At 44.2% G+C, this 23,923-nt stretch carries 30 protein-coding genes; 12 read left to right on the top strand and 18 right to left on the bottom strand.

What is annotated here, in order from left to right:
• Window position 1 precedes the first annotated feature (1 nt).
• Window positions 2-727, top strand: a complete 726-nt coding sequence (locus ABNE31_RS02015) for a metallophosphoesterase family protein (protein WP_179383101.1) — start codon at window positions 2-4, stop codon at window positions 725-727.
• 46 nt (window positions 728-773) lie between these two features.
• On the top strand, window positions 774-1,769 hold the full coding sequence (locus ABNE31_RS02010) for an acyl-ACP desaturase (protein ID WP_179383100.1): 996 nt from the start codon (window positions 774-776) through the stop codon (window positions 1,767-1,769).
• 26 nt (window positions 1,770-1,795) lie between these two features.
• Here ABNE31_RS02010 and ABNE31_RS02005 read toward each other — a convergent pair whose 3' ends face one another.
• From ABNE31_RS02005 to ABNE31_RS01980, 6 genes are all read right to left on the bottom strand, one after another.
• On the bottom strand, window positions 1,796-2,356 hold the full coding sequence (locus tag ABNE31_RS02005) for a hypothetical protein (RefSeq protein ID WP_179383099.1): 561 nt from the start codon (window positions 2,354-2,356) through the stop codon (window positions 1,796-1,798).
• Window positions 2,357-2,716: 360 nt separating this feature from the next.
• On the bottom strand, window positions 2,717-4,270 hold the full coding sequence (locus ABNE31_RS02000) for an aldehyde dehydrogenase family protein (protein ID WP_349352173.1): 1,554 nt from the start codon (window positions 4,268-4,270) through the stop codon (window positions 2,717-2,719).
• A gap of 70 nt (window positions 4,271-4,340) precedes the next feature.
• Complete coding sequence (locus tag ABNE31_RS01995; protein WP_349352172.1) at window positions 4,341-4,715, bottom strand: DUF1304 domain-containing protein; 375 nt, start codon at window positions 4,713-4,715, stop codon at window positions 4,341-4,343.
• Complete coding sequence (locus ABNE31_RS01990; RefSeq protein WP_349352171.1) at window positions 4,712-5,254, bottom strand: 3-hydroxyanthranilate 3,4-dioxygenase; 543 nt, start codon at window positions 5,252-5,254, stop codon at window positions 4,712-4,714. Before ABNE31_RS01990 ends, ABNE31_RS01995 begins: the two co-directional genes overlap by 4 nt.
• A 105-nt stretch (window positions 5,255-5,359) precedes the next feature.
• The gene (locus ABNE31_RS01985) at window positions 5,360-5,872 is read right to left on the bottom strand and encodes a CAP domain-containing protein (protein ID WP_349352170.1); all 513 of its coding nucleotides are present in this window, start codon (window positions 5,870-5,872) and stop codon (window positions 5,360-5,362) included.
• Window positions 5,873-6,061: 189 nt separating this feature from the next.
• Window positions 6,062-6,592: a CvpA family protein gene (locus ABNE31_RS01980; RefSeq protein ID WP_349352169.1), complete on the bottom strand. Its 531-nt coding sequence runs from the start codon at window positions 6,590-6,592 to the stop codon at window positions 6,062-6,064.
• A 60-nt stretch (window positions 6,593-6,652) separates the two neighbouring features.
• Here ABNE31_RS01980 and ABNE31_RS01975 point away from each other — a divergent pair, with 60 nt between their 5' ends.
• The 3 genes from ABNE31_RS01975 to ABNE31_RS01965 are packed head-to-tail and all read left to right on the top strand — an operon-like array spanning window position 6,653 to window position 8,991.
• Window positions 6,653-7,009, top strand: a complete 357-nt coding sequence (locus ABNE31_RS01975) for a hypothetical protein (RefSeq protein ID WP_349352168.1) — start codon at window positions 6,653-6,655, stop codon at window positions 7,007-7,009.
• Window positions 7,010-7,327 carry an antibiotic biosynthesis monooxygenase gene (locus tag ABNE31_RS01970; protein ID WP_179383093.1) on the top strand — a complete coding sequence of 106 codons (318 nt, stop codon included), beginning with the start codon at window positions 7,010-7,012 and terminating at the stop codon, window positions 7,325-7,327. It abuts the gene before it with no gap.
• Window positions 7,324-8,991, top strand: coding sequence for a glycerol-3-phosphate dehydrogenase/oxidase (locus ABNE31_RS01965; protein ID WP_349352167.1), 1,668 nt, complete (start codon window positions 7,324-7,326; stop codon window positions 8,989-8,991). The genes ABNE31_RS01970 and ABNE31_RS01965 overlap by 4 nt, the downstream gene beginning before the upstream one ends.
• On the opposite strand, the gene ABNE31_RS01960 is transcribed toward ABNE31_RS01965, so the two are convergent.
• Window positions 8,988-9,989 carry an NAD(P)H-dependent glycerol-3-phosphate dehydrogenase gene (locus ABNE31_RS01960; protein ID WP_349352166.1) on the bottom strand — a complete coding sequence of 334 codons (1,002 nt, stop codon included), beginning with the start codon at window positions 9,987-9,989 and terminating at the stop codon, window positions 8,988-8,990. The genes ABNE31_RS01965 and ABNE31_RS01960 overlap by 4 nt on opposite strands.
• A gap of 124 nt (window positions 9,990-10,113) precedes the next feature.
• Between ABNE31_RS01960 and ABNE31_RS01955 the strand changes: the two genes are divergently transcribed.
• Entirely contained in the window at window positions 10,114-11,034 is a 921-nt protein-coding gene (locus tag ABNE31_RS01955; RefSeq protein WP_349352165.1) for a nicotinic acid mononucleotide adenyltransferase, read from the top strand.
• Window positions 11,035-11,130: 96 nt separating this feature from the next.
• On the opposite strand, the gene ABNE31_RS01950 is transcribed toward ABNE31_RS01955, so the two are convergent.
• Entirely contained in the window at window positions 11,131-11,973 is an 843-nt protein-coding gene (locus ABNE31_RS01950; protein WP_306012555.1) for an AraC family transcriptional regulator, read from the bottom strand.
• A gap of 132 nt (window positions 11,974-12,105) precedes the next feature.
• On the opposite strand from ABNE31_RS01950, the gene ABNE31_RS01945 reads away from it, so the two are divergent.
• From ABNE31_RS01945 to ABNE31_RS01935, 3 genes are all read left to right on the top strand, one after another.
• On the top strand, window positions 12,106-12,759 hold the full coding sequence (locus ABNE31_RS01945; RefSeq protein WP_349352164.1) for a hypothetical protein: 654 nt from the start codon (window positions 12,106-12,108) through the stop codon (window positions 12,757-12,759).
• The gene (locus ABNE31_RS01940; protein WP_349352163.1) at window positions 12,678-13,073 is read left to right on the top strand and encodes a hypothetical protein; all 396 of its coding nucleotides are present in this window, start codon (window positions 12,678-12,680) and stop codon (window positions 13,071-13,073) included. Before ABNE31_RS01945 ends, ABNE31_RS01940 begins: the two co-directional genes overlap by 82 nt.
• An 82-nt stretch (window positions 13,074-13,155) precedes the next feature.
• Window positions 13,156-14,682, top strand: coding sequence for a SulP family inorganic anion transporter (locus ABNE31_RS01935; RefSeq protein WP_349352162.1), 1,527 nt, complete (start codon window positions 13,156-13,158; stop codon window positions 14,680-14,682).
• Between the two features lie 3 nt (window positions 14,683-14,685).
• Here ABNE31_RS01935 and ABNE31_RS01930 read toward each other — a convergent pair whose 3' ends face one another.
• The 7 genes from ABNE31_RS01930 to ABNE31_RS01900 form a co-directional block, all read right to left on the bottom strand.
• Window positions 14,686-15,234, bottom strand: a complete 549-nt coding sequence (locus ABNE31_RS01930; RefSeq protein WP_349352161.1) for a hypothetical protein — start codon at window positions 15,232-15,234, stop codon at window positions 14,686-14,688.
• A 50-nt stretch (window positions 15,235-15,284) separates the two neighbouring features.
• The gene (locus ABNE31_RS01925; RefSeq protein ID WP_349352160.1) at window positions 15,285-16,106 is read right to left on the bottom strand and encodes an META domain-containing protein; all 822 of its coding nucleotides are present in this window, start codon (window positions 16,104-16,106) and stop codon (window positions 15,285-15,287) included.
• Window positions 16,103-16,522, bottom strand: coding sequence for an META domain-containing protein (locus tag ABNE31_RS01920; protein WP_293280824.1), 420 nt, complete (start codon window positions 16,520-16,522; stop codon window positions 16,103-16,105). The genes ABNE31_RS01925 and ABNE31_RS01920 overlap by 4 nt, the downstream gene beginning before the upstream one ends.
• Before the next feature lie 98 nt (window positions 16,523-16,620).
• A complete protein-coding gene (locus tag ABNE31_RS01915) occupies window positions 16,621-17,328 on the bottom strand; it encodes a membrane or secreted protein (RefSeq protein WP_349352159.1) in 708 nt (235 codons plus the stop codon).
• 87 nt (window positions 17,329-17,415) lie between these two features.
• On the bottom strand, window positions 17,416-17,895 hold the full coding sequence (locus ABNE31_RS01910; protein WP_179383082.1) for a cytochrome c: 480 nt from the start codon (window positions 17,893-17,895) through the stop codon (window positions 17,416-17,418).
• 110 nt (window positions 17,896-18,005) lie between these two features.
• Complete coding sequence (locus ABNE31_RS01905) at window positions 18,006-18,965, bottom strand: alpha/beta fold hydrolase (RefSeq protein ID WP_349352158.1); 960 nt, start codon at window positions 18,963-18,965, stop codon at window positions 18,006-18,008.
• A 3-nt stretch (window positions 18,966-18,968) separates the two neighbouring features.
• On the bottom strand, window positions 18,969-19,946 hold the full coding sequence (locus tag ABNE31_RS01900; RefSeq protein WP_293280817.1) for a nitronate monooxygenase: 978 nt from the start codon (window positions 19,944-19,946) through the stop codon (window positions 18,969-18,971).
• Between the two features lie 116 nt (window positions 19,947-20,062).
• Between ABNE31_RS01900 and ABNE31_RS01895 the strand changes: the two genes are divergently transcribed.
• Entirely contained in the window at window positions 20,063-20,545 is a 483-nt protein-coding gene (locus tag ABNE31_RS01895) for an acyl-CoA thioesterase (protein ID WP_349352157.1), read from the top strand.
• A gap of 6 nt (window positions 20,546-20,551) precedes the next feature.
• Here the strand turns inward: ABNE31_RS01895 and ABNE31_RS01890 are convergent, their stop codons facing one another.
• On the bottom strand, window positions 20,552-21,463 hold the full coding sequence (locus tag ABNE31_RS01890) for a DMT family transporter (protein ID WP_349352156.1): 912 nt from the start codon (window positions 21,461-21,463) through the stop codon (window positions 20,552-20,554).
• Window positions 21,463-21,813: an ArsC/Spx/MgsR family protein gene (locus tag ABNE31_RS01885; RefSeq protein ID WP_349352155.1), complete on the bottom strand. Its 351-nt coding sequence runs from the start codon at window positions 21,811-21,813 to the stop codon at window positions 21,463-21,465. The genes ABNE31_RS01890 and ABNE31_RS01885 overlap by 1 nt, the downstream gene beginning before the upstream one ends.
• A gap of 192 nt (window positions 21,814-22,005) precedes the next feature.
• Here ABNE31_RS01885 and ABNE31_RS01880 point away from each other — a divergent pair, with 192 nt between their 5' ends.
• Window positions 22,006-22,470 carry a DinB family protein gene (locus tag ABNE31_RS01880; protein ID WP_349352154.1) on the top strand — a complete coding sequence of 155 codons (465 nt, stop codon included), beginning with the start codon at window positions 22,006-22,008 and terminating at the stop codon, window positions 22,468-22,470.
• An 84-nt stretch (window positions 22,471-22,554) separates the two neighbouring features.
• Window positions 22,555-23,106 (top strand): conjugal transfer protein TraO, encoded by a 552-nt coding sequence (locus tag ABNE31_RS01875; RefSeq protein WP_349352153.1) that lies wholly within the window; start codon window positions 22,555-22,557, stop codon window positions 23,104-23,106.
• 15 nt (window positions 23,107-23,121) lie between these two features.
• Here ABNE31_RS01875 and ABNE31_RS01870 read toward each other — a convergent pair whose 3' ends face one another.
• Window positions 23,122-23,862 carry a DUF4163 domain-containing protein gene (locus ABNE31_RS01870; RefSeq protein ID WP_349352152.1) on the bottom strand — a complete coding sequence of 247 codons (741 nt, stop codon included), beginning with the start codon at window positions 23,860-23,862 and terminating at the stop codon, window positions 23,122-23,124.
• Window positions 23,863-23,923 lie beyond the last annotated feature (61 nt).

The following is a 23,923-nucleotide window of genomic DNA, read 5'->3' as shown; positions in this document are numbered from 1 at the left end:
TATGCGGACATTGGTAGTGGGCGACATTCATTCAGGAGTAAGGGCTTTAGAACAATTGATGGACAAAGCGAGGGTGTCGACCGAGGACCATATCATTTTTCTGGGCGATTATGTGGATGGATGGAGCACTGCCGTGGAAACCATTGATTATTTGATCCAACTCAAAGATCAGTATAACTGTACATTTATACGCGGCAACCATGATGAACTCTGCAAGGCTTGGCTTATTGAGCAGAAGGAAAATCCACAATGGTTGGCCCATGGTGGCGAAGCCACGCGGCAATCGTATTTGAATGCAGATAAGGATACGTGGAGAGTGCACCTTGATTTTTACGAGGAGCTGCAAAACTACCATCTTGCAGCCGACAATCGACTGTACTTGCATGCGGGCTACACAAATCTTAAGGGGATAGACTATGAATATTTCGAGCAGTCCTTTTATTGGGACCGCACTCTTTGGGAGCTTGCCACGGCCCTCGACCCTGAATTGGAAACCACAGACCCTAAATTTCCTAAAAGGCTTACCCATTACACCGAAGTTTTTATTGGGCATACCCCTTTGTCCAAAACCGGTTTTGTGGAACCGACCAAAAGGGCCAATGTTTGGAATGTGGACACGGGTGCTGCGTTCAAGGGTGGCCTAACCATGTTGGACGTGGAGACCAAGGAATTTTGGCAAAGCGATCCCGTGCACACATTCTATCCCGGAGAAAGAGGAAGGAATTAAAAAGATTTCGATATTTTATAAAGACCTTTGTAAAAAACCCCGTACTATGTCGATAAAGAATGTAAGATTGGAAGTAATGCAGGCGATTGAACCCAAAGTAGAAGGGTATATCGATGAATTTCTTATCCCAACCGAAAAAATATGGCAACCCACCGATTTCTTGCCCGATTCGCGAAGTGATCACTTTTATGATGACATCGAAAAAATTCGTGGAGAAGCAAAAGAGCTTGGATACGATTTCTGGGTGACCTTGGTTGCGGACACCATTACTGAAGAGGCCTTGCCTACCTACGAATCTTGGTTGATGGATGTGGAAGGTATTGACCAGCATAACGGCAAGGATAATGGCTGGAGCAAGTGGGTGCGGGCTTGGACTGCGGAGGAAAACCGTCACGGCGATGTATTGAACAAATATCTATATCTTTCGGGACGCGTTAACATGCGCGAAATTGAAATCACAACGCAACATTTGATATCCGATGGGTTCGATATTGGAACCGATAGGGACCCGTACAAAAACTTTGTGTACACCACCTTCCAAGAATTGGCAACCAACATCTCACACAAAAGAGTGGGCAAAATGGCCAAAAAGAAAGGAAATGGTCTTTTGGCAAAAATGTGCACGATTATAGCCGGTGATGAAATGAGACACCATTTGGCATACCGTGAATTTGTAAAGACCATTATGGGCCAAGACCCAGATGGAATGGTACTTGCCTTTGCCGATATGATGAAGAAGAAAATTGTGATGCCCGCCCATTTTCTAAGGGAATCCGGTGGAAGTATTGGAGAGGCCTTTGAACAATTTTCCAATTGTGCCCAACGATTGGGAGTGTATACTGCCCAGGATTATATCGATATTTTGAAAAAACTGAACGATTACTGGGATATCGGTAATTTAAGGGGACTTTCCGACCAAGCGGAAAAGGCAAGGGTGTACCTGATGAAGTTGCCTGAGCGATTACAACGAATTTCGGAGCGCATGCAATTCTCGCAAGAACAGTACACGTTTAAATGGGTGGAAGCGAACGGGATGATGTAGAAAGACCAGTTGGTCTAGGAGCTGGATCAATATTTTCCAGCGCGATGTTTTTCCTGCCATTCAAATAGTTGTTCCCAATGACCTTCGTAGGCCATCTTGGCCTGCATGGGCCATGAAGCAGGATCGTGAATGCGGTAGCGTTTACCGCCCGAATCCAGCACTTCCTGGCACTTGTCGGCGGAGATTTCGGCCAAATCCTTCCAAGTGGTAATCTTGAAATTATGGAACAGTCCCTCGATTTTGGGCCCAATCCCTTCGATAAGCTTTAAATCGTTTTCCTTTATGGTTTTTCCAAAGGCAGCTTTGGCCTCAACAGGATCAAATATGAAGTCGCTCTTTGCGGTTTGTGCAATGTCCTTAAGTTGGATTTCCTTGGTTTGAATCGTGTGCGAATCCAGCCTTTTCCGGCAGATGTCCAAATCTGACTTTAGTTTGGCATTCTCAATTTCAAGCGCGTTCAACGCTAATGATTTCTCCATTTTTCGGGGAGTATCGGATTTGCCAAAGAAGTATCCTAGGATACCTGCAATGATTCCCGTAAATGCCAAGATGACCCAATACCAAATAGTTGAACTTTCCCAATCCATAGGCAAACAAATAAGCGGCAAAAACCGCACTTTAAAATAGCACAAAAATCTTAAATCCGCTACGGAATTGCCTCAAATTCAACAAGACAACAAAAAATAAACGAAGTTGTAGGAAAAATCCAAGGCAAGAAACAAAATAAATGGTACCAACCATACACTTTTTGCGACCACTGATACGATACCTCTTAAATTCCTAAGGAAAATTATGGAAATTTGAGTGGACAATAAGTTTAAGAACCCTGTTTCTCCCGACAATGATCCGGCATTGAAATAGGGTTTTAAAGTTAAGTTTGAGTTAGTTAAGTTGGTTTTAAAGACTGCCCATTTCGTGTTACTTACAAAATGGGCGGCTTTTTATGTTTATAGGTCAAACTTGATTCCCTGTGCCAATGGCAGTTCGGTAGTGTAATTGATGGTGTTTGTCTGCCTTCTCATGTAGATTTTCCAAGCATCGGAACCGCTTTCACGGCCTCCTCCGGTTTCTTTTTCCCCACCAAAAGCTCCACCGATTTCAGCACCTGAGGTACCAATATTTACATTGGCAATGCCACAATCCGACCCTTCTACGGAAAGGAAACGTTCGGCTTCCCTTAAATTGTTCGTCATAATGGCAGAAGAAAGCCCTTGTCTTACCCCATTTTGCATATCCAGTGCATTTTGAAGGTCACCACTGTACTTCATTATGTACAATACGGGCCCAAAGGTTTCATGCTGTACAATCTCGAAGTGGTTTTCTGCTTCGGCAATCGCCGGTTTCACGTAACAGCCACTTTCATAGCCTTCGCCTTCCAGCACACCGCCTTCGACCAAAATAGTTCCGCCTTCGGCTTTTACCTTTTCCAAAGCATTCAAATAATTGTTTACCGCGTCTTTATCGATGAGTGGTCCCACGTGGTTGTTCTCATCGAGGGGATTTCCAATGCGTATTTGCTTGTAGGCGTCCACAATGGCGTTTTTTACCTTATCGTAGACGTCTTCGTGTACAATCAACCTACGGGTGGAAGTACAGCGCTGTCCACAGGTGCCCACGGCTCCGAATACGGCACCGATAACGGTATTTTTGATGTTCGCATCGGGTGTAACAATGATGGCATTGTTACCACCGAGTTCCAATAATGTTTTTCCAAGACGTCCGGCTACTGTCTGTGCAACTATCTTTCCCATGCGTGTTGAACCGGTAGCGGAAATCAACGGGACCCTTTCGTCCTTGGTCATAAATTCTCCCACGTGATAATCTCCGGTAATCAAACAGGAAATACCTTCGGGCACCCCATTTTTGGTAAAGATGCGAGCGGCAATGTTCTGGCAGGCCACAGAGGTCATCGGTGTTTTTTCCGAACCTTTCCAAATACAGGCGTCCCCACATACCCATGCCAATGCCGTGTTCCAAGACCAAACGGCGACCGGGAAATTAAAGGCCGAAATGATACCTACCACGCCAAGGGGGTGGTATTGCTCGTACATCCGGTGTCCTGGACGCTCACTGTGCATAGTTAGGCCGTGCAATTGACGTGAAAGTCCCACGGCAAAATCGCAGATGTCAATCATTTCCTGTACCTCGCCAAGCCCTTCTTGGTAACTTTTGCCCATTTCATAGGAAACGAGTTTTCCCAACGGTTCTTTTAGGCGGCGCAGCTCATCATTAAATTGTCGAACAACCTCGCCACGTTGAGGCGCAGGCATGGTTCGCCATTTTTTAAATCCTTCTTGGGCGGTGGTGATCACCTTTTCGTAATCTTCCTGAGAGGTAGCCTTTACCTTTCCGATAAGTGCTCCGTCAACAGGAGAATAGGATTCAATGAATTCCCCATTGGAAAACCATTCTTTTCCGGTAGAAGTACCATTATTTATTTCATTTAGCCCTAATTCTTTCAGGGCCTCTTTGATTCCAAATGCAGTTGCGATTTTTGACATTTATAACTTTTTACAAGTGAATTGTTATATTTTCACAATATTACGAATAATCTTGAAGAGAATAAACGGTTTACAGGAATAGGTGCACCAATAAAAGTGCTATTCCTACCAAAGCAGGGAGTGCCTGTACCGTAAATATTTTTTTTGAAGCGGTAGCCGCACCGTAGATTCCAGCTACGGCAACACATCCCAAAAAGAAGAGGGCTACATACACTTGCCAAGCTCCATCTTTGATCAACAAAGACCAGATAAGTCCTGCAGCCAAAAAACCATTGTACAGCGCTTGGTTCGCCGCCAGTGTTTTTGTGGGCTCAAAAAGCTCTTCCGGAAAGCTGCGGAACACCTTTTTTGCCTTAGTGGTCCATGCAAACATTTCCAGCCATAGAAAGTACAGATGGAGCAGGGCCACAATTGCAACGATGATTTTTGCGATAAGGAGGCTCATTCTTCTTTGGCTACAAATCGTTCATCAACGGGCATTACTGTACCACATTTGTTGCAGGTGCGCAGTTCTTCCGAACCGTAAAAGTGCTTAAAATGACCTAAGAAATCCTTTTCAATGTCATGTAGTTTAAAATAAATCTCATGCAGTTTGTTGTTGCAGTTATCGCAAAACCAAAGCAGTCCATCTTCGGCATCGAGGTCCATGCGCTTGCGCTCCACGACCAAACCAATAGAGCCTTCCTTGCGAACGGGTGAATGTGGCACTTTGGCCGGATGTAGGTACATATCCCCGGGTCCCAGTTCCATGGTTCTTTTTTGTCCATCTTCTTGGATATGCACTTCGATCTGTCCTTCCAATTGATAAAAAAGTTCCTCCGTCTCGTTATAATGATAATCCTTTCGAGCATTGGGACCGGCGACCACCATCACAATGTAATCACCCGATTCTTTGTACAAATTTTTATTGCCCACCGGAGGTTTTAGGGTCTCACGGTTTTCCTCTACCCATTTGTTGAGATTAAAAGGTGCCTTTATTGCCATGTTCAAAGATTTTATGAAAGGTAAAAAAATCTCTCGTGGCAACATAGCAATTCAAAAAAAAGACCCACCATAGGCGGGTCTTGCTGTGAGTTATACGGGGTTACATTAGTCTATCTTTATAAAAATCTGGGTATAGTAAGGTCTTCCGTCCTTGTCCAACTGCACGCTAAGGGCAGTGTGGGTAAAGTCCCCATCAAGAGCTTGCTTATGGGAGGCACTGGCCACCCATGCATCCATAGTTTTTTCTGCGGATGCGTAGAAACGGGCCACATTTTCTGAAATTTTTTGTGCATTGGTTTCCGCTGCAATGCTGGCGGCACGTTCTTCAAAATTATCGTGGCTCAAGCTGTTTTTGGAAATCATATAATTGTTGTGTTCCTCAGCATATTTGTAAGCTGGTTCGCTTGTGATCAAGGCCTCCAAACCGATTGAATTTCGGTATTCGTTGACCAAATCCAGCAGTTCCTCTTCCATTTTTATGGGATCTACAGAAACTTTATCGTTTCCAATACTGGCTTCGGTATACAATTGTTCCAATTCTTCTGTCGATGATTTGCTACAGCTTGCAAGTAGCAATACCAATCCTACGATCAGCAAAGTGCTCGTACATTTTTTCATTTCTCGGGGTCGTTTTCGGGAGTGCTCTAAATTCCCTAATGTTCTCGTTTGCTAAACTAAAGGAGACCCTGCCCGTTTCCATAAAATTTCCACATCAGGGTAGATTATCACGTTGAAATACAGGATACTGAAATAATGATGGTGCCGTGGTATGGGAAGATTATCAATTCATCGGAAAAAGCGTACCGTTCATATAATCTCCTCCCTAGCTTCGACTTCTTCTTTGGGGAGGGTTTCCTCGTCATCAAATACATAAGCGAACACCAAGGCTCCAATTTCCTTGATGGGTTCGTAGAAAACGGATTCTTGTTTGCTTTCTTCATTGATGAGTCCGAGAGGAGAGGAGAGCTTTTCAAAGAAAATTAGAAAGGCACCCAAGATAACGGCCACCTTTAAAGCTCCAAAAATACCCCCGGCGATTTTATTGAGCAATCCGAGCATGGCAAAATCAGCAATCTTGGTCAGGAATTTGCCTGCCAAGTTCACCACAATGATAATGGCAAAAAAGGTAATTAAGAACGCAGCGATTTTAAGATATTGGTCGCTCCAATCAAATCGTTCTGCAAGATAATCCCCTGTGATGTACGAAAAATGGATGGCGCCATAAATTCCGGCAATGATTGCCACCAAAGAAGCTAGCTCTACAAACAAGCCATTTTTCAGCCCTTTGTACAGGCCCCAAATCAAAAGAATTCCTATGATGATATCCAAAAAGCTCATGCGCGGGTTTTAACAAATATAGAATATTGATTTGTACCTTTGGTACTCATTGCAAAAGACATGGCAAGAGACGAACAATTAAGGGGACGATGGGAGCTATTGGTGCAAAAACTGTCGGCCCAATTTTCCGATGGTGATCCATTGGAACTGGATGGCATCATTTATTTGGTAGGCGTTCAGGAATTGGGAAATTTTCATCGTAAATTTAAAAAGGACGAAAAAGTCAATCTGATGCATATCGCCATCTGCAGGCTGTTGGAGCCTTATGGGTATTATGATTTTGACTTTTTTGATGACGATGGATGGCCACATTATAAAATCAAGGAACAACTCCCACCGCTGAAGGCCGGGGAGCAAACGGTTTTGATGAAGGAAGCCTTGGTAAATTATTTTTTGGAAAAGGAGTACATTAATTAAATGAATCCCCAAAAACCATATTACGCGGTGATTTTCACCAGCCTAAGAACTCCAGGCGACGAAGGATATGCGCAAATGGCGGAAGAAATGGAAACCTTGGCACGAAAACAACCGGGTTTCTTGGATGTAGAAAGTGCTAGGGATGGTGTCGGAATAACCGTCAGTTATTGGGAGAGTTTGGAAGCGATTGCCAATTGGAAGGCCCAATTGGACCACAAACAAGCGCAAAAACAAGGCAGACTGCAATGGTATTCTTGGTATAAAGTCCGGGTATGCCGTGTGGAACGGGAATACGAATTCAATACAATAGAATCATGAGCGAGAACATTGTTTTTTCAAACGTAAATCGAAAGGAACAGTTGCAAAAGGCGGCTCAAATGTCATACGACCTCGTGGTCGTGGGTGGGGGAATAACCGGTGCTGGAATTGCCCTGGACGCTTCTTCTCGCGGCATGAAAGTGTTGTTGTTGGAGAAAGGGGATTTCGCTTCGGGTACCAGCAGCAAATCCACCAAATTGATACACGGCGGGCTTCGTTATTTGAAACAATTCGATTTTTGGTTGGTAAAAGAAGTGGGTTCGGAACGTGCCATTGTGCACAAATTGGCACCCCATTTGGTGCTGCCAGAAAAAATGTTGCTCCCGCTTATCGAGGGCGGGTCTTATGGAAAATGGTTGACCTCCATCGGTTTGAAGGTGTACGATATTTTGGCCCAGGTTTCTGGGGACGATAAACGGCAGATGCTGGAGAAGAAGGAAGCACTAAAACTGGAGCCGCTGCTTCCCAAAAAAATCTTGAACGGTGCGGGCTATTATGCCGAATACCGCACCGATGATGCCCGGCTCACTATGGAAAATTTGAAGACCAGTCTTCAGTTTGGGGCACAGTTGTTCAATTACGCCAAGGTCACCGATTTTATTTATAAGGATGAACAAGTAGCTGGGGTAAAGTTCACTGATGAGGTTTTCGGGGATGAGTATAACGTATTTTCTAAATACGTCATCAACGCTGCTGGCCCCTGGGTGGATGAACTGCGCAGTGTAAACCAATCCAAAAAGGGAAAACAATTGCACCTGACAAAGGGGGTCCATTTGGTATTTCCAAAGGAAAAACTACCGGTAAAACAATCCGTTTATTTTGATATTCCCGACGGCAGGATGATGTTTGCCATCCCACGCGGCAAGGTCACCTATATTGGCACTACGGACACCAATTACAATGCCGACAAGAACCATGTAACAACCGAACTGGCCGATGCCATTTATTTGATTTCCGCCGTAAACAACATGTTCCCCGACATTGAATTGGAGTTGGACGACATTATTTCGTCATGGGCTGGACTTCGTCCTTTGATTCACGAAGAAGGGAAATCCGCTTCTGAATTGTCCCGAAAGGATGAAATCTTTACTTCAGATACTGGATTGGTCAGCATTGCAGGGGGTAAACTTACGGGGTACCGCAAAATGGCCGAACGTGTGGTGAACCGTATCGTCAAAAAAATGGAGGAAGATTACGAAACCGAATTGAAGGCTTGCACCACGGATAAAATCCCACTTTGTGGAAACGACTTTAAAAAGTATAAGCACGTAACCAAATACATTGATCAGGTCTTGGACAATCTCAAAGAAGATGGATTTGAATTCTATCACGCTTGGTACTTGGTCACCACCTACGGTAAGCAAACCGAAGCTATTTTGGAGCGGTATGCCAACATTAAAGGGAAAAAACCCAAAGAACGTATGATCAGGGCAGAGGCCCAGTTTGCCATGGCGCACGAAATGGCCCTAAACCCGCTGGACTTTTTTATTCGAAGAACGGGCCGACTGTATTTTGACATTGACAGCGTTCGAAAATACAAGGAGCCGGTGTTCGAGGAGTTCCAAAAAGCCTATAACTATTCTGCGCAAGACATGGAAGCCTTTTCCAAAGAATTGGATACCCAGTTGACCGAGCATTCGGATTTTTCGTTGGAGCGGGGTTAATCCAACTTCTCCGTCAACTTTTCAAACACCTTTTTGGGGTTCTTGTTTTTGTAGAGCACTTGGTACACGGCGTTGATAATCGGAGTTTTGGACTTCTTTTGTAGTTTTTCCATCAAGTTATGGGCGCTTTGGGTAGCATAATAGCCTTCGGCTACCATATTCATCTCCATCATGGCGCTTTTTACGGTGTAGCCCTTACCTATCATGTTTCCGAACATACGGTTTCTACTAAAAGTGGAATATCCCGTTACCAATAGGTCGCCCAAGTAGGCCGAGGCGTTGATGTTTCGCTTCATTTTGTATACTCGGTCTATAAAACGTTTCATCTCGCGGATGGCATTGCTCATCAACACGCTTTGGAAATTGTCCCCATAACCCAGTCCGTGGGCTATGCCCGCAGCAATGGCATAAATGTTTTTCAGCATGGCTGCATACTCCGTACCGATGATGTCGTCCGATATTTTGGTACGGATGTAGTCGCTCTTCAGGTGTTTGGCCACCATTTTTGCCTTATCGGAATCGGCGCAGGCAATGGTTAGGTACGATAAGCGCTCTAAGGCCACTTCTTCGGCATGGCAGGGTCCTGTAATGACCCCAATATTTTCAAAAGGGATGCCGTATTTTTCATTAAAATGCTCCCCAACAATGCGGCCGCTTTCCGGAACAATACCTTTAATGGCCGAAAAAATAATTTTATCCTTCAACGGAACGGTCAAAGCTTGGAGTTCCCTTTCCAAAAAAGCGGAGGGAATCGCAAAGATCAGCACATCGGATGCTTCAGCAATCGTGTTGATATCATGGCTCATTACCAGCTGGTCCACATCAAACTCCACAGAGCTCAGATAGTTGGGATTGTGCCATTCTTTTTGGATATGTCGAATCGCAGAATCGCTCCGCATGTACCAATGTACGTGGGCTAAATTTTCTGTCAGCATCTTTACAATGGCCGTACCCCAGCTTCCACCTCCAAAAACCCCAAAATTAAGTTTGTCTCCCATGCATCCAAATTAGGTTGTAAAGCTAAAAAATAAATCAATCAGAATGTTTATGGCTGATTATCAAACAGTTAACAAATTTGGCACGCTGCTTGGTTTAGGTATAGGGAACCTTAAAACCTCGATTATGAAACATAGAAAACTACTTTTCGGATTTTTACTGATAGGCATATTGGCCAGTTCCTGCTACACCGAGGTTATTGTGGAAGATGACCTGATGGTGGAGCCACCTATCACTACCGCCCTGGTTTTGGAATCGTACGACCTTTGGTATATCGATATTAATGCAACCCGTGGCGGTGGGGAAGTGCCCTTTTTGCAACGGGCGTTTACCATTTCGTTCGATAGGGGCATCGTTTACGCCAACAACAATCTTTCCGGTTTGGGAAAAACAGGTAACGGATTGGGTATTGATGTTGGTGCATACGGCACCTTTAGCGGTCAGGTGGAAATCGACCACGATGTAAACGGCCTTTGGTTGTTGGAAGTGTTCCCTTTGGACAATAATACCTTGGAACTCTACGATCCCCGCTCCGATACTTCCTATATTTTGGAAGGGTATCAAAGGAACAACTTTGATTACGACAGGGTGTTCTATGACAATATCCACTATTTGCTACAGGAATATCAAGTATGGGAGAAAACCTTTACCAGTGAAGTTGGAGCCTTGAACGAGTTCGATGAGGAAAACTATTTGCAGTTTTTTGCTGACGGGGATGGGTATTTTAGGTCCTCGGTTGATATGACTGGTATTCCGTTGAACAGTATTCAATGGGATTACCAGGGGGATTATGAAGTGTACGACGTGGCCAATGATGCCACCCTGAAAACTTTAACACTCGATTATGACTATTTGGGCAATGATTATTTTGAGTTGTACGTTATCAATGATAGTACCATAGAGTTGTACCATGTATCCAGCGGAACGGTGTATGAATTCACGGGAAGAGGATACATCCAATATTTGAAATCAAGTGGCGGAACAGGTAAAAAACGTTCAAAAACAAACAATCCTGTAATGAACGTTACCCGTCAACGGAATATGTAAGGAAGAACATATACGTTCGACCATACAAACAGTTTTTTTGGTTGGTTATTTAGTTAAGAATCGCCTTGGGCATTTGTGCTCGGGGCGGTTCTTTTTTTAGCGGTTTCTTTTCTTATAGTCCGAAGGGTTTTCACCACTTATCCTTTTAAAGGTCCGGTTGAAATAGGACAAGCTTTCAAACCCGCACTCGTAGCAGGTTTCTCCTATATTCTTGCCCGTCAACAACATTCGTTTGGCCTGCGTAATCCGATATTGGTTCAAAAAGTTGGTAAAGGTACTCCCCGTATTCTTTTTAAAGTATCTGCAAAAAGCCTCTTTCCCAAGGTTTATGGACGCTGCAATATCCTCCAAGGCTATTTTTCGTGAATAATGCTCATCGATATAGGAATATACCTTTTGCAAACGTTCTTGTTGCTTGTTGGCTTTGTTGTTGATAATCGGGTTGTCGTGCAAAAGGATGTACTCCTCACTCTGGGCCAATAGTTTGAGCAACCGCAGAATTTTCAATAATTGATCAAACCGGTTCATGCCCTGCAATTGTTTCATGAGGGAACCCACCGTTTGTTTCGTTTCACCATAAAAGGCAATGCCGTGCTGAGACCTGTCCAATAGCCCATACACATCTTCCAGCTCCTGAATCTCGGTAAACACCTTTTCCTTGAACGAAGCGCTGATGTGCAAAACTTCCTTGTGGTACTCCGTTTTGATGCCGTGATCAAAGTTTAAATGGGGGATGTTGGAACCGATCAGTACAAGGTCGCTTCCCTTGAAATTGGAAATATGGCGACCTACATGACGCTTTCCATTGGCCCCTTCAATATAGACCAATTCAAATTCGGGATGAAAGTGCCAGAAAAAAAGATCGTTCAACTTCGGATTGTGCAATAGATGGAAGGAGCTCTTGTCATTGGGCTGTATGTTTTCCAACTGAATTTTCATCTTATTGCTTTAATATGACTAAAAATAAGAAGTAAAAATCAAAATAGTTCAAATATTGGTCAATGTTAGGGTAGAAACCCCAGTGCGCTTCCACTAGTTTTGATTCATCCTTAAGTAGTAAAGCAAAGAACAATGATGCAGCAACATACAGAGATGGCGAACAAGGCCCACGAGGCCATACCCGGAAATCCCTCCACCGCCACAAGCAGTAAAACAAAACTCAATGATAGATCCAACAGCAAACCACTACGGGTACTTTCCGAAGAGGATTGGGCATTTTGGATAGAAAATGGATACATCGTAATCAAAAATGCCGTTCCAAAAGAACAGGCGAAGGCAACTGCCGATTTTTTATGGGAGTTTGACGAAAAGGACCCGAACGATCCTGAAACCTGGTATGCTCCGCCAAGAGCAGAGATGAAAATGAAAGAGCTTACCGGAACAGGAATGGTGGAAGTGTACAATCACCAACATTTATGGAACAACAGACAAACACCGAAAGTATACGATGCCTTTGTGGACATTTGGGGCACGGAAAAGTTATGGGTCACCATCGACCGCGCCAACCTCAATATGCCCCAACGTCCAGGAGAGAACAAAAAAGGGTTCATCCATTGGGACTACGACCCCGAGACCAAACCCCAAAATGTGCAGGGCGTATTGGCCCTTGCTGATCAAACCGATGAAAACATGGGCGGATTTCAATGCATCCATGGTTGTACCGAAACTATGAAACATGGAAGCAGACCCAACCCGAAGACCGTGACCATTTTCAGCCCGATGTAACCGGGTTGGAAGATAAAATTGTAAAAGTGAAATTGGAAGCAGGAGACCTTTTGATTTTCAACAGCACACAGCCCCACGGCATTCGGCCAAACAAATCCGGCGACAAAGTGAGGATAGCACAATACATTTCCATGATGCCTGCGGAGGAAGACAACGAAGAAATGCGGCAATGGCGCATCAATTCGTGGAAAAACAGAATTGCTCCCGAAGGCTATGCCTTTCCGGGCGATCCGCGGAAATGGGAACAGACCAAATACGATACTGCCAAATTAAGTCCACTGGGAGAAAAGTTATTGGGCCTCACTAACTGGTAGATTATCAAATCCTTAAAAATTTTCGGGTCATTAGGGTCTTGCCGTTAATAGTGTTACTTTTGCGCGCTTCAAGATTGAAGCCATGAAAAAATATCTCAACCTTTTTGATTTTTCCCAAAAAGTAAACTACCGCACAGAAATTTTATCGGGCCTTACCGTGGCACTTGCCTTAGTGCCCGAAGCCATCGCATTTGCCTTCATTGCAGGTTTGTCGCCCCTCACCGGTTTGTACGCAGCCTTTGTCATGGGATTGGTCACCTCGATTTTGGGCGGTAGACCGGGAATGATTTCAGGGGCTACGGGAGCTGTGGCGGTTGTCATTGTTACCTTGGCTCAGCAATATGGGGTGGAATACGTATTTGCCACCGTAATCCTAGCAGGTATTTTACAGTTGCTGGCCGGAGTGCTTCGGTTGGGAAAATTGATGCGTTTGGTGCCCCATCCCGTGATTTTCGGATTTGTGAACGGTTTGGCCGTGATTATTTTTATGTCGCAGTTAAGTCAATTTCAAACCGTGGACGGGGAATGGTTGAGCGGAAGCACCTTATATATTTTCTTGGGATTGGTACTTTTGACCATGGTGGTGATTTGGGGGCTTCCTAAATTGACCAAAGTGGTTCCAGCCTCCTTGGCAGCCATCCTTTTGGTGTTTGGAATCGTGTTTTTCTTGGGATTGGATACACGGACTATTGGCGATATTGCATCCATTCAGGGAACCTTTCCACCTTTTCATATACCTGATCTTCCCCTTACTTGGGAGACCTTACAGATTATATTTCCCTTCGCCGCGATTATGGCAGGTGTTGGTTTGATTGAAAGTTTGCTAACGCTCAACATCGTGGACGAGATTACCGAAACCCGTGGTAGAGGCAATAAAGAAGCTGTGGCGCAGGGAACCGCAAACATTCTTTCTGGATTTTTCTCTGGAATGGGTGGTTGTGCCATGATCGGACAAAGTTTGATCAATACGTCCAATGGTGCACGTGCTCGACTGTCGGGGATTGTGGCTGCCTTGATGCTTTTGGTATTTATTATGTTCGGCTCCAGTTTGATTGAAAGAGTGCCCATGGCCGCACTGACCGGTCTGATGATCATGGTTGCTTTGGGGACCTTTGAATGGGCGAGTTTAAAGACCTTCCGCAGAATGCCAAAATCGGATGTGTTGGTAATGGTGCTTGTAACCTTGGTGACGGTGTTCCTTCACAATTTGGCTTTGGCCGTGTTGGTGGGCGTGATTATTTCCGCACTCGTGTTTGCTTGGGACAATGCCAAACGTATCCGGGCTCGAAAAAGCATTGATGACGAAGGCGTGAAACACTACGAAATCTACGGTCCGTTGTTCTTTGGCAGCACCACCTTATTTGCCGAAAAATTTGATGTATTGAACGACCCCGAAGAAGTGGTCATTGACTTTGCCGAAAGTAGGTTGGTGGATATGTCCGCCATTGAAGCCGTGAACAAAATTACAGAGCGTTATCGCAAAGTGGGCAAAAAGGTGCATTTAAAGCATTTGAGCCGCGACTGTAGGCGTTTGTTGGCCAATGCCGACGACATTATCGAAGTCAATGTTTTGGAAGACCCGACCTATAAGGTAGTGGTGGATAACTAGGAATTACTCCCTTGTTTTTCCCAAGAACACATTCACATTTGGGTTTTGGGGATTGCCACTGGCCCGTCGCATCAATACAATTTGGCCTGTATGGTGAATACAATCCGCAAGCATGCCATTGATCATATTCCAGAAGGGGAACTCGGAGGTTCGACCTCCCTGTTTAAATATGACCTTAAAATCTTCCATTTCTTCAGAAGTTTTGCCTAAAACTTTCTCGCTGGCAGTTTTTAAATTGTTCAGGGTAAGTGAACGAAGCTCCTCATACGAAAATTTTTGAGGGTTCACCGGTCTTTCATAAGGCTTGGCATCTGGTGCCAACAAAATATTATTGGACATCACGTAAATGTGTTCCATGGTTTCAAAAAGAGAACGGCCATCTTCCGATGCCCGGTAGGTCAAATCATTTTCGGTGAGCCCTTCCGTGGCCCAGTAATAGCGGAACCCCAATCCATCTATCATTCTGGAAACTACATTTCCGGAGGTAAACGTTGAGGGGTAATCGGGTATTTCTTTATACGGCAGCTCCATTTCTTGTGCTTTGGTTTGCATATGAAACGACAAAATAACAAAAAGAATAAGGCTGCACACTTTCCTCATAATCAATCCCATTTTTTGAATATCAAGATGTTTTCCTCGGAACCATTCGAAAGATAGAGTCGATTATTTTCCACCTTGTATTGTGTGCTGCTGTTCAAGGCGGTCAAAAATGTGGATTCCTTGTCCATATTGGGGCAGGCCATCCGTGTAGTGGCCACTTGGGTGAATCGCAGCACATCCTCTTCATAAAAAATCCCACCTGTCATTCGGTTGCAGCCCGAATACCCAGAAAATCTATTGTTGTTGATATTGATTTCCAAATTGGGCAGGTCCCTACCGCCAAATTCTTCCTTGGAAACCGCATTGCCGTTCATTTTTTCCAATACCCAAATGTCGTGAAGCCTGTAATCAGTAATATAGGCCCCGCAGCCTTCGTACACTTTGGTTTCATCTCCGCCCGTGCTTTTGTAAGATACAGTTACGGTGTAAGGGAACACTTCGCCAGACATGGCATTGGTACATTCCTTTTGGGATATGATTACATCTAGCTGTGTGGCCTCGGTTTGCATGCGAAACATCTTGATGTTTCCATCCTGTGCCTTAATAGCTTCGGATGGGGGCGTTGTGATGGTATCTTCCATAGTCTGAAGTTCCACCTTGTCTCCATATAACTTGAGTCCCCAAAAGGGTTCGGTTCCAGTGGCCTTAAAATAGCTTCCGTCAATTTTTATAGCAATGGGTTCCATGGTTCTTTTTTCTTCTTTGGATGGCAGGGTGTCCACTACCGCCTCTTTCGCTTCTGGTTCTGAGGTGGTTTCTTTCTTTTTCTCGGCACAGCCAAAAATCAGCAATGCAACACAACTTAAAATGAGTATCTGTTTCATGGGTTTACTTTTTTGAATCGCATCATCGGTACCTCACCGACCAAAAGGTTGAGTTTTCCCTCCTCTACGGAGTAACCGTCTATTTTTTTCATCATCTGTAAAAATTGGCGTTCACTGCCGCCGCAGAACATCATGGTGGTGGGTCCGGGATCACCAAAGGCAATGGTACTTTCCGCAATTTCAAAATCGGCGGTATAACCGTTGCAACTATCGGTACCCCTAACCTTGCCGGTTTCTTTGTTAAAGGTAATCTGTGGCTTTTTGTTGGGAAAAAGTCCATCGAAGGCGATTCGTGGGCCGGAAATGTATTCCAATTCCCAAGTAGGGCCGTAGAGGGCTTCCTCATCGGATTTGGCGCTTCCGCAGGATTCTGCCAGAAGTATGGCAAAGAAAAAGAGAAGAATTGAAGTTTTCATCTTATAGCAATTACTGGTTAATGTTGTTGTAAAATACTAAAAAAATGAATGACCTCCCCTATGTTTTATGTTGTTAAATGGCTAAATGATAATACTTTCTAGGGCTTTCTTAGGCTCCAAATTTCATAAATGGGGTCTCCCTTACTACTTAATCCCGAGTGGTGCCAATCCCCATTGATCAATTCATAATTGAACTCCAAACTTGCGCCGACCCTAGAGTCGTCCCGGGAGAAAAAACCGATATTTTCGGTGTATGTGCCATTAACGGTGGTATAAGTTCCCCCACCAGTCCCCATAAATTCCTTGGTTTCGGTGTTGTAGGCAATCCACTGAAAACGGGTGCCGCTTAATATTTTCATGGTCTTTCGAGGTCCGGAAGTGTCGCGTTTCACAATTTCACCATCGCGTTTTCTGCCGGATATCAACCATGCACCAAATAGGTCGCCGGGCGTCCCATCATCAACGCGCGTCCATGTCATGTCGTAGAGATCCAGCACATCATTTGCCATGGAATAACTATGGGATTGGGTTTGACCAACCATTTCAGGGTTTTGCGTCGAAAATTCAAAAGTTAAGTCGATTGTTCCGTTACTTAGGGCATATTGACCCCCCTTGGTGCCAACAAATTTTCCATAGGCCTTTTCAAAAATTGCTTCCGAAAAAAAGCCGTTTGTAAATGTTATCACGTGCTCCACTTCAGATCCTGCGTCGTCGGAACCCATAGTGCTCCATGCACCCTGAAGTCCTTGTGCGTAAATCAAGGGTGAAAACCCTACACAAACAGCAAAAAGTAGTAGTCTTTTCATGTTCCAAAAGTTTGTAGTAAGATATAAAAAAAGCTGCTGTTTCTTTAACAAAACAGCAGCTATCCTACTATAATTGAGTTGGTTTGTTTAAAGTGTTCTCAAGTACTCGGCAACATCCCTTGCCTCATCCTCAGTAAGGTTTTGGTTGAGCATAATGGCGTTGTTGTACTCTTTCAACAAGGCTTTGGCAATAGGGTCTTCCTTCAGCATGCCATCGGGGTTCAAGATCATGTTCATGACCCACTCCGGGCTTCTTCTTTCATAGACACCTTTTAGCGCAGGGCCGATCATGCGTTTTTCTGCCATGTGGCATGCTACGCAAATAGCCTCAAATTTGGCTTTACCCCTTGCGGCCATTTCATCATTGATTTCATCTGGGAATTCCATATTCGTAATCGGACCTACTCCTTTATTGTCCAAATCAACAGGAACACCTTCTTTTTCTACTGTTTTGGTATCTTCCGTTTTGGTGCGGCTTACTTCAAAGCCATCTTTCTTTTCTTCCTTTTTGCCGCCGCAGCTTGCTATCATGGCCCCCAAGGCCAAGACCATTACCATTTTTTTCATTCTGATTCTATTGAAGTTTATGTGTAAACTGAGCTACTAAGATAGGTAATTAGCCACTAATAATCCTTGCGTTTTTTGTTTTGTCTTTCAGAAAATCACCGAGTGACCATTCAAATGGAGTCAAAAAAAGCCAGTGCCCTTTTTTCGGTATAGGTGATGTTGTTCTTGCCCCAAAAACCCACATGTCCGCCATAGCTGGGCATTTCTAGAAACAATTTGGTATTTCTATCGGTTTCCTTTACGGGATAACACTCAGGACCCAAAAAAGAATCATCCTTGGCATTGATGATGAGGCTCGGCACTTGGATATGGGGTAAAAATTGCAGGGAGCTCGATTTTTTGTAGTAGTCCAGGGCATCTTCAAAGCCGTGTGCCTGACTGGTGTAGATATCGTCAAAATCCTTTAGGGTCTTTATGCTTTTGATGTCGTTGTCACTTATTTTATTAGGGAACATGTGCTGTTTTTGACGTAGTTTGTCCAACAGGTTGCCCTTAAATTTAATCGCGTACATTATGTTTTTGATGCTGAGCAACTGTTTGCAGGAATCATGAAGATTACAGGGTACGGAGACGGCCACGGCCCCTTTGATTTCCTTTGGGACATCGTTGCCCTCACCCAAATATTTGAGCAATAGGTTTCCGCCCAAGCTGAATCCTTTCAAGTAGATTTCCGAATAATTCTTGGTATTGAGAATATGGTTGAGAACTTCAATTAAATCCTCTGTGGCACCTGAATGATAGGAGCGATACTTTACATTGGGCTCACCACTGCATCCCCGATAGTTCACGGCACAGGTATCGTAACCATTTTGGTTCAGTATTTTGGCACTTCCAGTAATGTAGGGGCGCTGGGCATCCCCTTCCAGCCCGTGAAGCAATATGACTAACTTTTGCGTCTGAGTTACCGAATCGCTCCAGTCCAAATCCAGAAAATCACCATCTGAGAGCATAATCCGTTCCCTTTTTTGGACCACCCCGTTTACCGAACGGATAATGCCCGAATAAATCGTGGCGAAATGCCCATTTTTAAAAAGTAGGGGTGGTGTATAATCGGAATTCAGCTGTGGCATGGGTTACTCCTTTGGATAGGTGGTTAACAGTTTGGACTGCTCTTCCACCGCTGTTTTAAACCCGGATTTCAACTCTTTGACCAATGCCGAAACGGATAGCACATTGTCAATCGTGGTTACGCCCTGCCCAGCCGACCAAATCGTTTTCCAAGCCTTGGCCTCGGTATCGAGTTCCTTGCCAAAGTCAATTTTCGTATCCTTTTTCAGGTCTTCCTCTGTAATACCTGCCGCTTTTAGGCTAGCAGCCAAGAAATTCGCGTGTACGCCCGAAATGGCAGCCGTGTACACCACATCACTCGCACCTGCCTCAATGATCATTTTGCGATAGTCGTCGGTGGCTTTGCTTTCCTCCGTGTTGATGAACCTGGTACCCATATAGGCTAGGTCGGCTCCCATCTGTAGGGCAGAGGCAACATCCCTACCGGTACTGATGCATCCGGACAAAATGATGGTTTTATGATAGAATTTTTTCACCTCCGCGATCAAACTCATGGGGTTGATGGTACCGGCATGCCCACCAGCACCTGCTGAGACCAATATAAGACCGTCCACACCAGCTTCGGCCGCTTTTTCGGCATGGCGCTTTTTGATGATGTCATGAAAGACCAATCCGCCGTAGCTATGAATGGCATCCACAACTTGGCTTACTGCACCGAGCGAGGTAATCACCAAAGGCACTTTGTGTTTGATGCAAAGTTTTACATCGGCCTCCAATCTCGGATTGGTCGGGTGAACCACCAAGTTGACCCCGAATGGCGCTGCTTTTTTGCCGGTTTCCTCCTCAAATGCCTTTAATTCTGACTTAATTTGGATGAGCCACTCCTCAAAACCTTCACTGGTGCGTTGGTTCAGGGCCGGGAAGGTTCCCACTATACCATTTTTACAACATTCCACCACCAATTTTGGTCCCGAAATCAGGAACATGGGGGCGGCAATAACGGGTAGGGACAGGTTTTGGATAAATTCAGCTTTTTGGCTCATGGTTGTCATGTTAAACTATGTTTAAAAATAGGAACAATTCTTCTTCATAATGGAATCAGTTCTCAAAACTATGGTATTTTTACAATTATTATGCATGCATAACAAAATAACCTTTTATGTTTTTTAAGGAATTTGAGATCAGGTGGAGCGATACGGACGCCAACCGACATTTAGCGAATTCGGCCTACATCAACTTTATGAGCCACACTCGAATGGCCTATTTAGGGCTATTGGGGTTCAATCAAAAAAGTATGTCCGCCCACAATATTGGTCCAGTGGTTTTTTACGAGCACGTCTATTATTTTAAGGAAGCTTTCCCAGGCATGCCCGTCAAGGTCTCTTTGGAGTTTGCCGGAATGAGCAATGATGGGATGTTCTTTGAGTTTAGGCATAATTTTTACGACCACAACGGGAAAAACTTTGCGCGTTGCGAAATGATGGGAGCCTGGATCGATTTAAAGAACAGAAAACTTACCGGATTGCCCGAGGAGTTTTTGAATGCTTTTGAATCCATGGAAAAAACGGAGGACTTCAAGATTTTGACCAAGGAAGATACGCGGAAGCACGTTCAGAAGCCAAAGGACATCGAGATTTTATAATTTCTTTTAGGCCTCTTTTGGGTGCTTGATGCCTCTTCGTGGTTTTTTGCTGGCCAAATAAACGCCTACTAGCACAAAGGCCATGGCCAAAATTTTGATGAGGGTGAGATGGTCCTTGCCGGAGGAAAGCGCAAATAAAATACCGACCAAGGGCTGCATATACACAAAGGCCCCTACAGACGACGCTTTGAGTTCGGTCAAGGCAAAAATATTGAAGAGATAGGTCAAAAAAGTAGTGCCGATGACCACAAAGGCAACAGATCCATAAGCCCAAAGAGGCATGGTCGACCATTCAATTTCGAGTACCTCGGGTAAGGTGATGGGCAAATTGACGATAAAGGCAATGCTAAATAACCATTTCATCAATGTGAATGGGTGATATTTTTCAATCAGTTTTTTTACCACCACCAAGTAGGCACCGTACGCTGTCGCATTAAGAATGAACAAAGAGTTTCCCAAAGGAATGTTGGGGGCATCTTGGCGTATTTCTGCCCCAAACAAAATAAGACCCAGCGCACCTACAAAACCCATAGCAATCCCCAATCCCTTGTTGAGCGTAATTTTCTCGCGTAAAAACAGAGCGGAAATCACCACAACGATGATAGGGGTGATGGTTACAAGTACAGCGCTATTAATAGGTGTGGATAGTTGGAGGCCCTTAAAAAAGGATAGCATATTGATGCTCATTCCCAAAAGGGAACAGAAGAATAAACGCCCCCAATCGCGTTTTTCAATTTTTTGCTTTGGACCCAAAATTGAAATCAACCAAAAAAGGATGGCTGCCCCGCCTACACGAAGAAAGATAAACCCGAAGGGTTGAACGTGCATGGGCATGACTCCCTTGGCTACGGTGTGGTTGATCCCGTAGATAACAGTGGCGCCTATGGCGGCCAAAATGGCCAAGGTTCTTTTGCTCATCAATGCAGTGCCGCTTTGGCGGCTTCTACTGTTTTTTTTGCATTTCCAACGAAAATGGTGTCATCGACCAAGACTACAGGTCGTTTTAAAAAGGTGTAGTGCTCCAAGATCAAGTCCTTATAATCCTTTTCGGAAAGCTCCTTTTCATGCAATCCCCGCTGGCGGAAAAGCATGGCTCTGCGGCTGAACAGGGATTCGTAGCTCCCGCTCAATGCTGCCATGTGTTCCAACTGTTCTGGGGTAATGGCTTCTGATTTGATTTCTTGCAGTTCAACTCCGTCCAACGGCTCCAATTCCTTCAATATGCGTTGGCAAGTGGAACAGCTGCCCAAATGATAAATCTTTTTCATAAAAATGATATTATTGGATGGACAAAGGAAGTCAAAAATGAAACAAATCCCATTGCAAAGAGGTAAATTCAACAGGATTTAATCGCTTTGTTGATTTGGAAAAGAAGGGGTTTAATTCCGAACAGAGTAGGCAGTTTCGTATTAAAAACATAGTTTTACGAAAACGAGCGTTGTGATTATATAGAAAAAGCTATGGAAAAGACCTTTGATATTCTCCTTAAAAACAGGATGATACTGCACGAATTTTTAAAGAAAACGCCCAAGGACGATTTGTTCCGGATTCCTGATGGGTTTAGCAATAACATTTGGTGGAACATCGCCCATGTGGTGGTTACGCCCCAATTGCTATTGTACAAATTGAGCGGATTGGATTTTACCATAGAGGAAGAACTCATCAACAACTATAAAAAGGGTACTTTTCCTAATGGAGAAGCTACCGAAAAGGAGATGGAACAGATTTCCGCCTATTTGTTCAGCACAGTAAAGCACATTCAGTTGGATTACGAACATGGCAAGTTTAAGAACTTTCAGGAGTATATGACTACACCTAAAATTGGATTGAACAGTCCCGAAGACGCCCTGTCCTTCAATGTTTTCCATGAGGGATTGCACCTTGGTGCCATCTTGGCACTGAAAAAGGCGTTGGCCCGCAACTAGCTTTTCGTCTGGAAATTTTTAAGGCATAAACAAACCCTCGGGAAATCGATTATATTTGTTTTAAGAACCCAAATCTTAATCCAAATGAAACACTACCATGTATGCTGGGGGCTCTTTTGTATGCTGTTTGTCTTGGTATGCGAGCAGGGCTATTCCCAAAGAAGTTACTTGTCCATTGGAGCGGTACCTACCTACAAGACCGATGGTTACGGTATTCAGCTCAATTCGAACCACTACCACAATGATACAGATTTTGTTCAGGTATCCCTAGTGGCCACCTTTTCCAAAGAAAGGCCCAATGCCGGGGTAGAGTTCCCGTATAACGACTATTGGTTCAATCTAGGATATTTTACAACGGTGTTGACCTCTCCCAATCGGGGTATTTCCTTTTATTTTGGAGGTGGGCCATCCGTAGGATACAAGCACATCAACAATGGGGAGACCGAATTCCCCTTTGATGCCGTTGAGGCAGAAAGCAGTTTTATCTATGGTGCCTACGCTTCGTTTGAAATGGACTTCTTTGTTTCAGATGCGTTTTCTTTGATTGTTCCCATCAACGGATATTATCATTTCAATAGCGACCTGAATGATACCACGCTCTTGTTGGGTGCCGGGCTCCGTTATTATTTTAAATGATATCAGGAAAAGCGATCAGCGTTCAACCTTATGTTTTAAAAAGGGGTTGATGTCAGTGTAGGGTAAAACCAAGCTTATGGGGCCATCCGCATACGACGCCACTTCGTATTGGTTATAGATGAGCTGCAGGCCCTCGGTGGTGTACCCGATGTTGTTGGGCAAATGAAAACTGTCCCCTTCGAACATAAATCCGGTAGCATTGATGTTTTGGTCCTGCGGTATTTCTTCCTGATTGCGGAATTGGGTCTCCGCAAATTCGATAAAGCCTTCAAAATCATCAAAAAGTTGGTTGTTTTCCAGCTCTTTTCCAGATTTTTTGTCAAAATTAAGATAGGTGGTGGAGGCATAGCCATGTGCACCACCGGTAAAGCAATACGAATTCAGTTTGAGTGTGACCAAATTTTCATCTTCGTACACCACTTCGCCCTCTATTTTGGCCTCCCATGGTACCTCGTCCGGGAATTTGGTCTTGAGCTCCTTGTAACTATCGGTAAAAGATTCTAGTGCTTTGTTGACGTTATCGATTTCCTCATCATCCGTAAACGACAAAATACTGATGATTTCTTCTTGAACAGACCTATTGATAGCTTCCGAAACCGCGGAGCCGTCCAAAGCATTTGGAATTTGAACCATGATTTGAGGGCAATCCGCACAGTTTTCACCAAGCAGTTCGGTGGGCTCAAAGGTAAGTTTGCTCTCTGTTTGGCAACTGATTAAAAGGCCAAAGGAAAACAAGCAAGCAAGATATTTTTTCATGATTGAGGTTTTGGGTCATCAAAAATAATACTTCGGAAAGATAACGATACATTTGTATGTA

The sequence above is a fragment of the Flagellimonas sp. MMG031 genome (genome assembly GCF_040112705.1).
In the GTDB taxonomy this organism is placed as follows: domain Bacteria; phylum Bacteroidota; class Bacteroidia; order Flavobacteriales; family Flavobacteriaceae; genus Flagellimonas.
The sequence above is the reverse complement of the archived record's forward strand: the minus strand, read 5'-3'. Positions and strand labels throughout refer to the sequence as shown.

Coding starts and splice junctions, on each gene's coding strand:
- ABNE31_RS01875 (WP_349352153.1), top strand. CDS start 22,555: ATGAAACACTACCATGTATGCTGGGGGCTCTTTTGTATGCTGTTTGTC.
- ABNE31_RS01890 (WP_349352156.1), bottom strand. CDS start 21,463: ATGAGCAAAAGAACCTTGGCCATTTTGGCCGCCATAGGCGCCACTGTT.
- ABNE31_RS01895 (WP_349352157.1), top strand. CDS start 20,063: ATGTTTTTTAAGGAATTTGAGATCAGGTGGAGCGATACGGACGCCAAC.
- ABNE31_RS01965 (WP_349352167.1), top strand. CDS start 7,324: ATGAGCGAGAACATTGTTTTTTCAAACGTAAATCGAAAGGAACAGTTG.
- ABNE31_RS01910 (WP_179383082.1), bottom strand. CDS start 17,895: ATGAAAAAAATGGTAATGGTCTTGGCCTTGGGGGCCATGATAGCAAGC.
- ABNE31_RS01870 (WP_349352152.1), bottom strand. CDS start 23,862: ATGAAAAAATATCTTGCTTGCTTGTTTTCCTTTGGCCTTTTAATCAGT.
- ABNE31_RS01885 (WP_349352155.1), bottom strand. CDS start 21,813: ATGAAAAAGATTTATCATTTGGGCAGCTGTTCCACTTGCCAACGCATA.
- ABNE31_RS01925 (WP_349352160.1), bottom strand. CDS start 16,106: ATGAAACAGATACTCATTTTAAGTTGTGTTGCATTGCTGATTTTTGGC.
- ABNE31_RS01985 (WP_349352170.1), bottom strand. CDS start 5,872: ATGAAAAAATGTACGAGCACTTTGCTGATCGTAGGATTGGTATTGCTA.
- ABNE31_RS01970 (WP_179383093.1), top strand. CDS start 7,010: ATGAATCCCCAAAAACCATATTACGCGGTGATTTTCACCAGCCTAAGA.
- ABNE31_RS01950 (WP_306012555.1), bottom strand. CDS start 11,973: ATGAAAATTCAGTTGGAAAACATACAGCCCAATGACAAGAGCTCCTTC.
- ABNE31_RS02015 (WP_179383101.1), top strand. CDS start 2: ATGCGGACATTGGTAGTGGGCGACATTCATTCAGGAGTAAGGGCTTTA.
- ABNE31_RS01915 (WP_349352159.1), bottom strand. CDS start 17,328: ATGAAAAGACTACTACTTTTTGCTGTTTGTGTAGGGTTTTCACCCTTG.
- ABNE31_RS01995 (WP_349352172.1), bottom strand. CDS start 4,715: ATGAGCCTCCTTATCGCAAAAATCATCGTTGCAATTGTGGCCCTGCTC.
- ABNE31_RS01940 (WP_349352163.1), top strand. CDS start 12,678: ATGCATCCATGGTTGTACCGAAACTATGAAACATGGAAGCAGACCCAA.
- ABNE31_RS01960 (WP_349352166.1), bottom strand. CDS start 9,989: ATGGGAGACAAACTTAATTTTGGGGTTTTTGGAGGTGGAAGCTGGGGT.
- ABNE31_RS01990 (WP_349352171.1), bottom strand. CDS start 5,254: ATGGCAATAAAGGCACCTTTTAATCTCAACAAATGGGTAGAGGAAAAC.
- ABNE31_RS01980 (WP_349352169.1), bottom strand. CDS start 6,592: ATGAGCTTTTTGGATATCATCATAGGAATTCTTTTGATTTGGGGCCTG.
- ABNE31_RS01955 (WP_349352165.1), top strand. CDS start 10,114: ATGAAACATAGAAAACTACTTTTCGGATTTTTACTGATAGGCATATTG.
- ABNE31_RS01975 (WP_349352168.1), top strand. CDS start 6,653: ATGGCAAGAGACGAACAATTAAGGGGACGATGGGAGCTATTGGTGCAA.
- ABNE31_RS01900 (WP_293280817.1), bottom strand. CDS start 19,946: ATGAGCCAAAAAGCTGAATTTATCCAAAACCTGTCCCTACCCGTTATT.
- ABNE31_RS02010 (WP_179383100.1), top strand. CDS start 774: ATGTCGATAAAGAATGTAAGATTGGAAGTAATGCAGGCGATTGAACCC.
- ABNE31_RS01880 (WP_349352154.1), top strand. CDS start 22,006: ATGGAAAAGACCTTTGATATTCTCCTTAAAAACAGGATGATACTGCAC.
- ABNE31_RS01945 (WP_349352164.1), top strand. CDS start 12,106: ATGATGCAGCAACATACAGAGATGGCGAACAAGGCCCACGAGGCCATA.
- ABNE31_RS01920 (WP_293280824.1), bottom strand. CDS start 16,522: ATGAAAACTTCAATTCTTCTCTTTTTCTTTGCCATACTTCTGGCAGAA.
- ABNE31_RS02000 (WP_349352173.1), bottom strand. CDS start 4,270: ATGTCAAAAATCGCAACTGCATTTGGAATCAAAGAGGCCCTGAAAGAA.
- ABNE31_RS01935 (WP_349352162.1), top strand. CDS start 13,156: ATGAAAAAATATCTCAACCTTTTTGATTTTTCCCAAAAAGTAAACTAC.
- ABNE31_RS02005 (WP_179383099.1), bottom strand. CDS start 2,356: ATGGATTGGGAAAGTTCAACTATTTGGTATTGGGTCATCTTGGCATTT.
- ABNE31_RS01930 (WP_349352161.1), bottom strand. CDS start 15,234: ATGCAAACCAAAGCACAAGAAATGGAGCTGCCGTATAAAGAAATACCC.
- ABNE31_RS01905 (WP_349352158.1), bottom strand. CDS start 18,965: ATGCCACAGCTGAATTCCGATTATACACCACCCCTACTTTTTAAAAAT.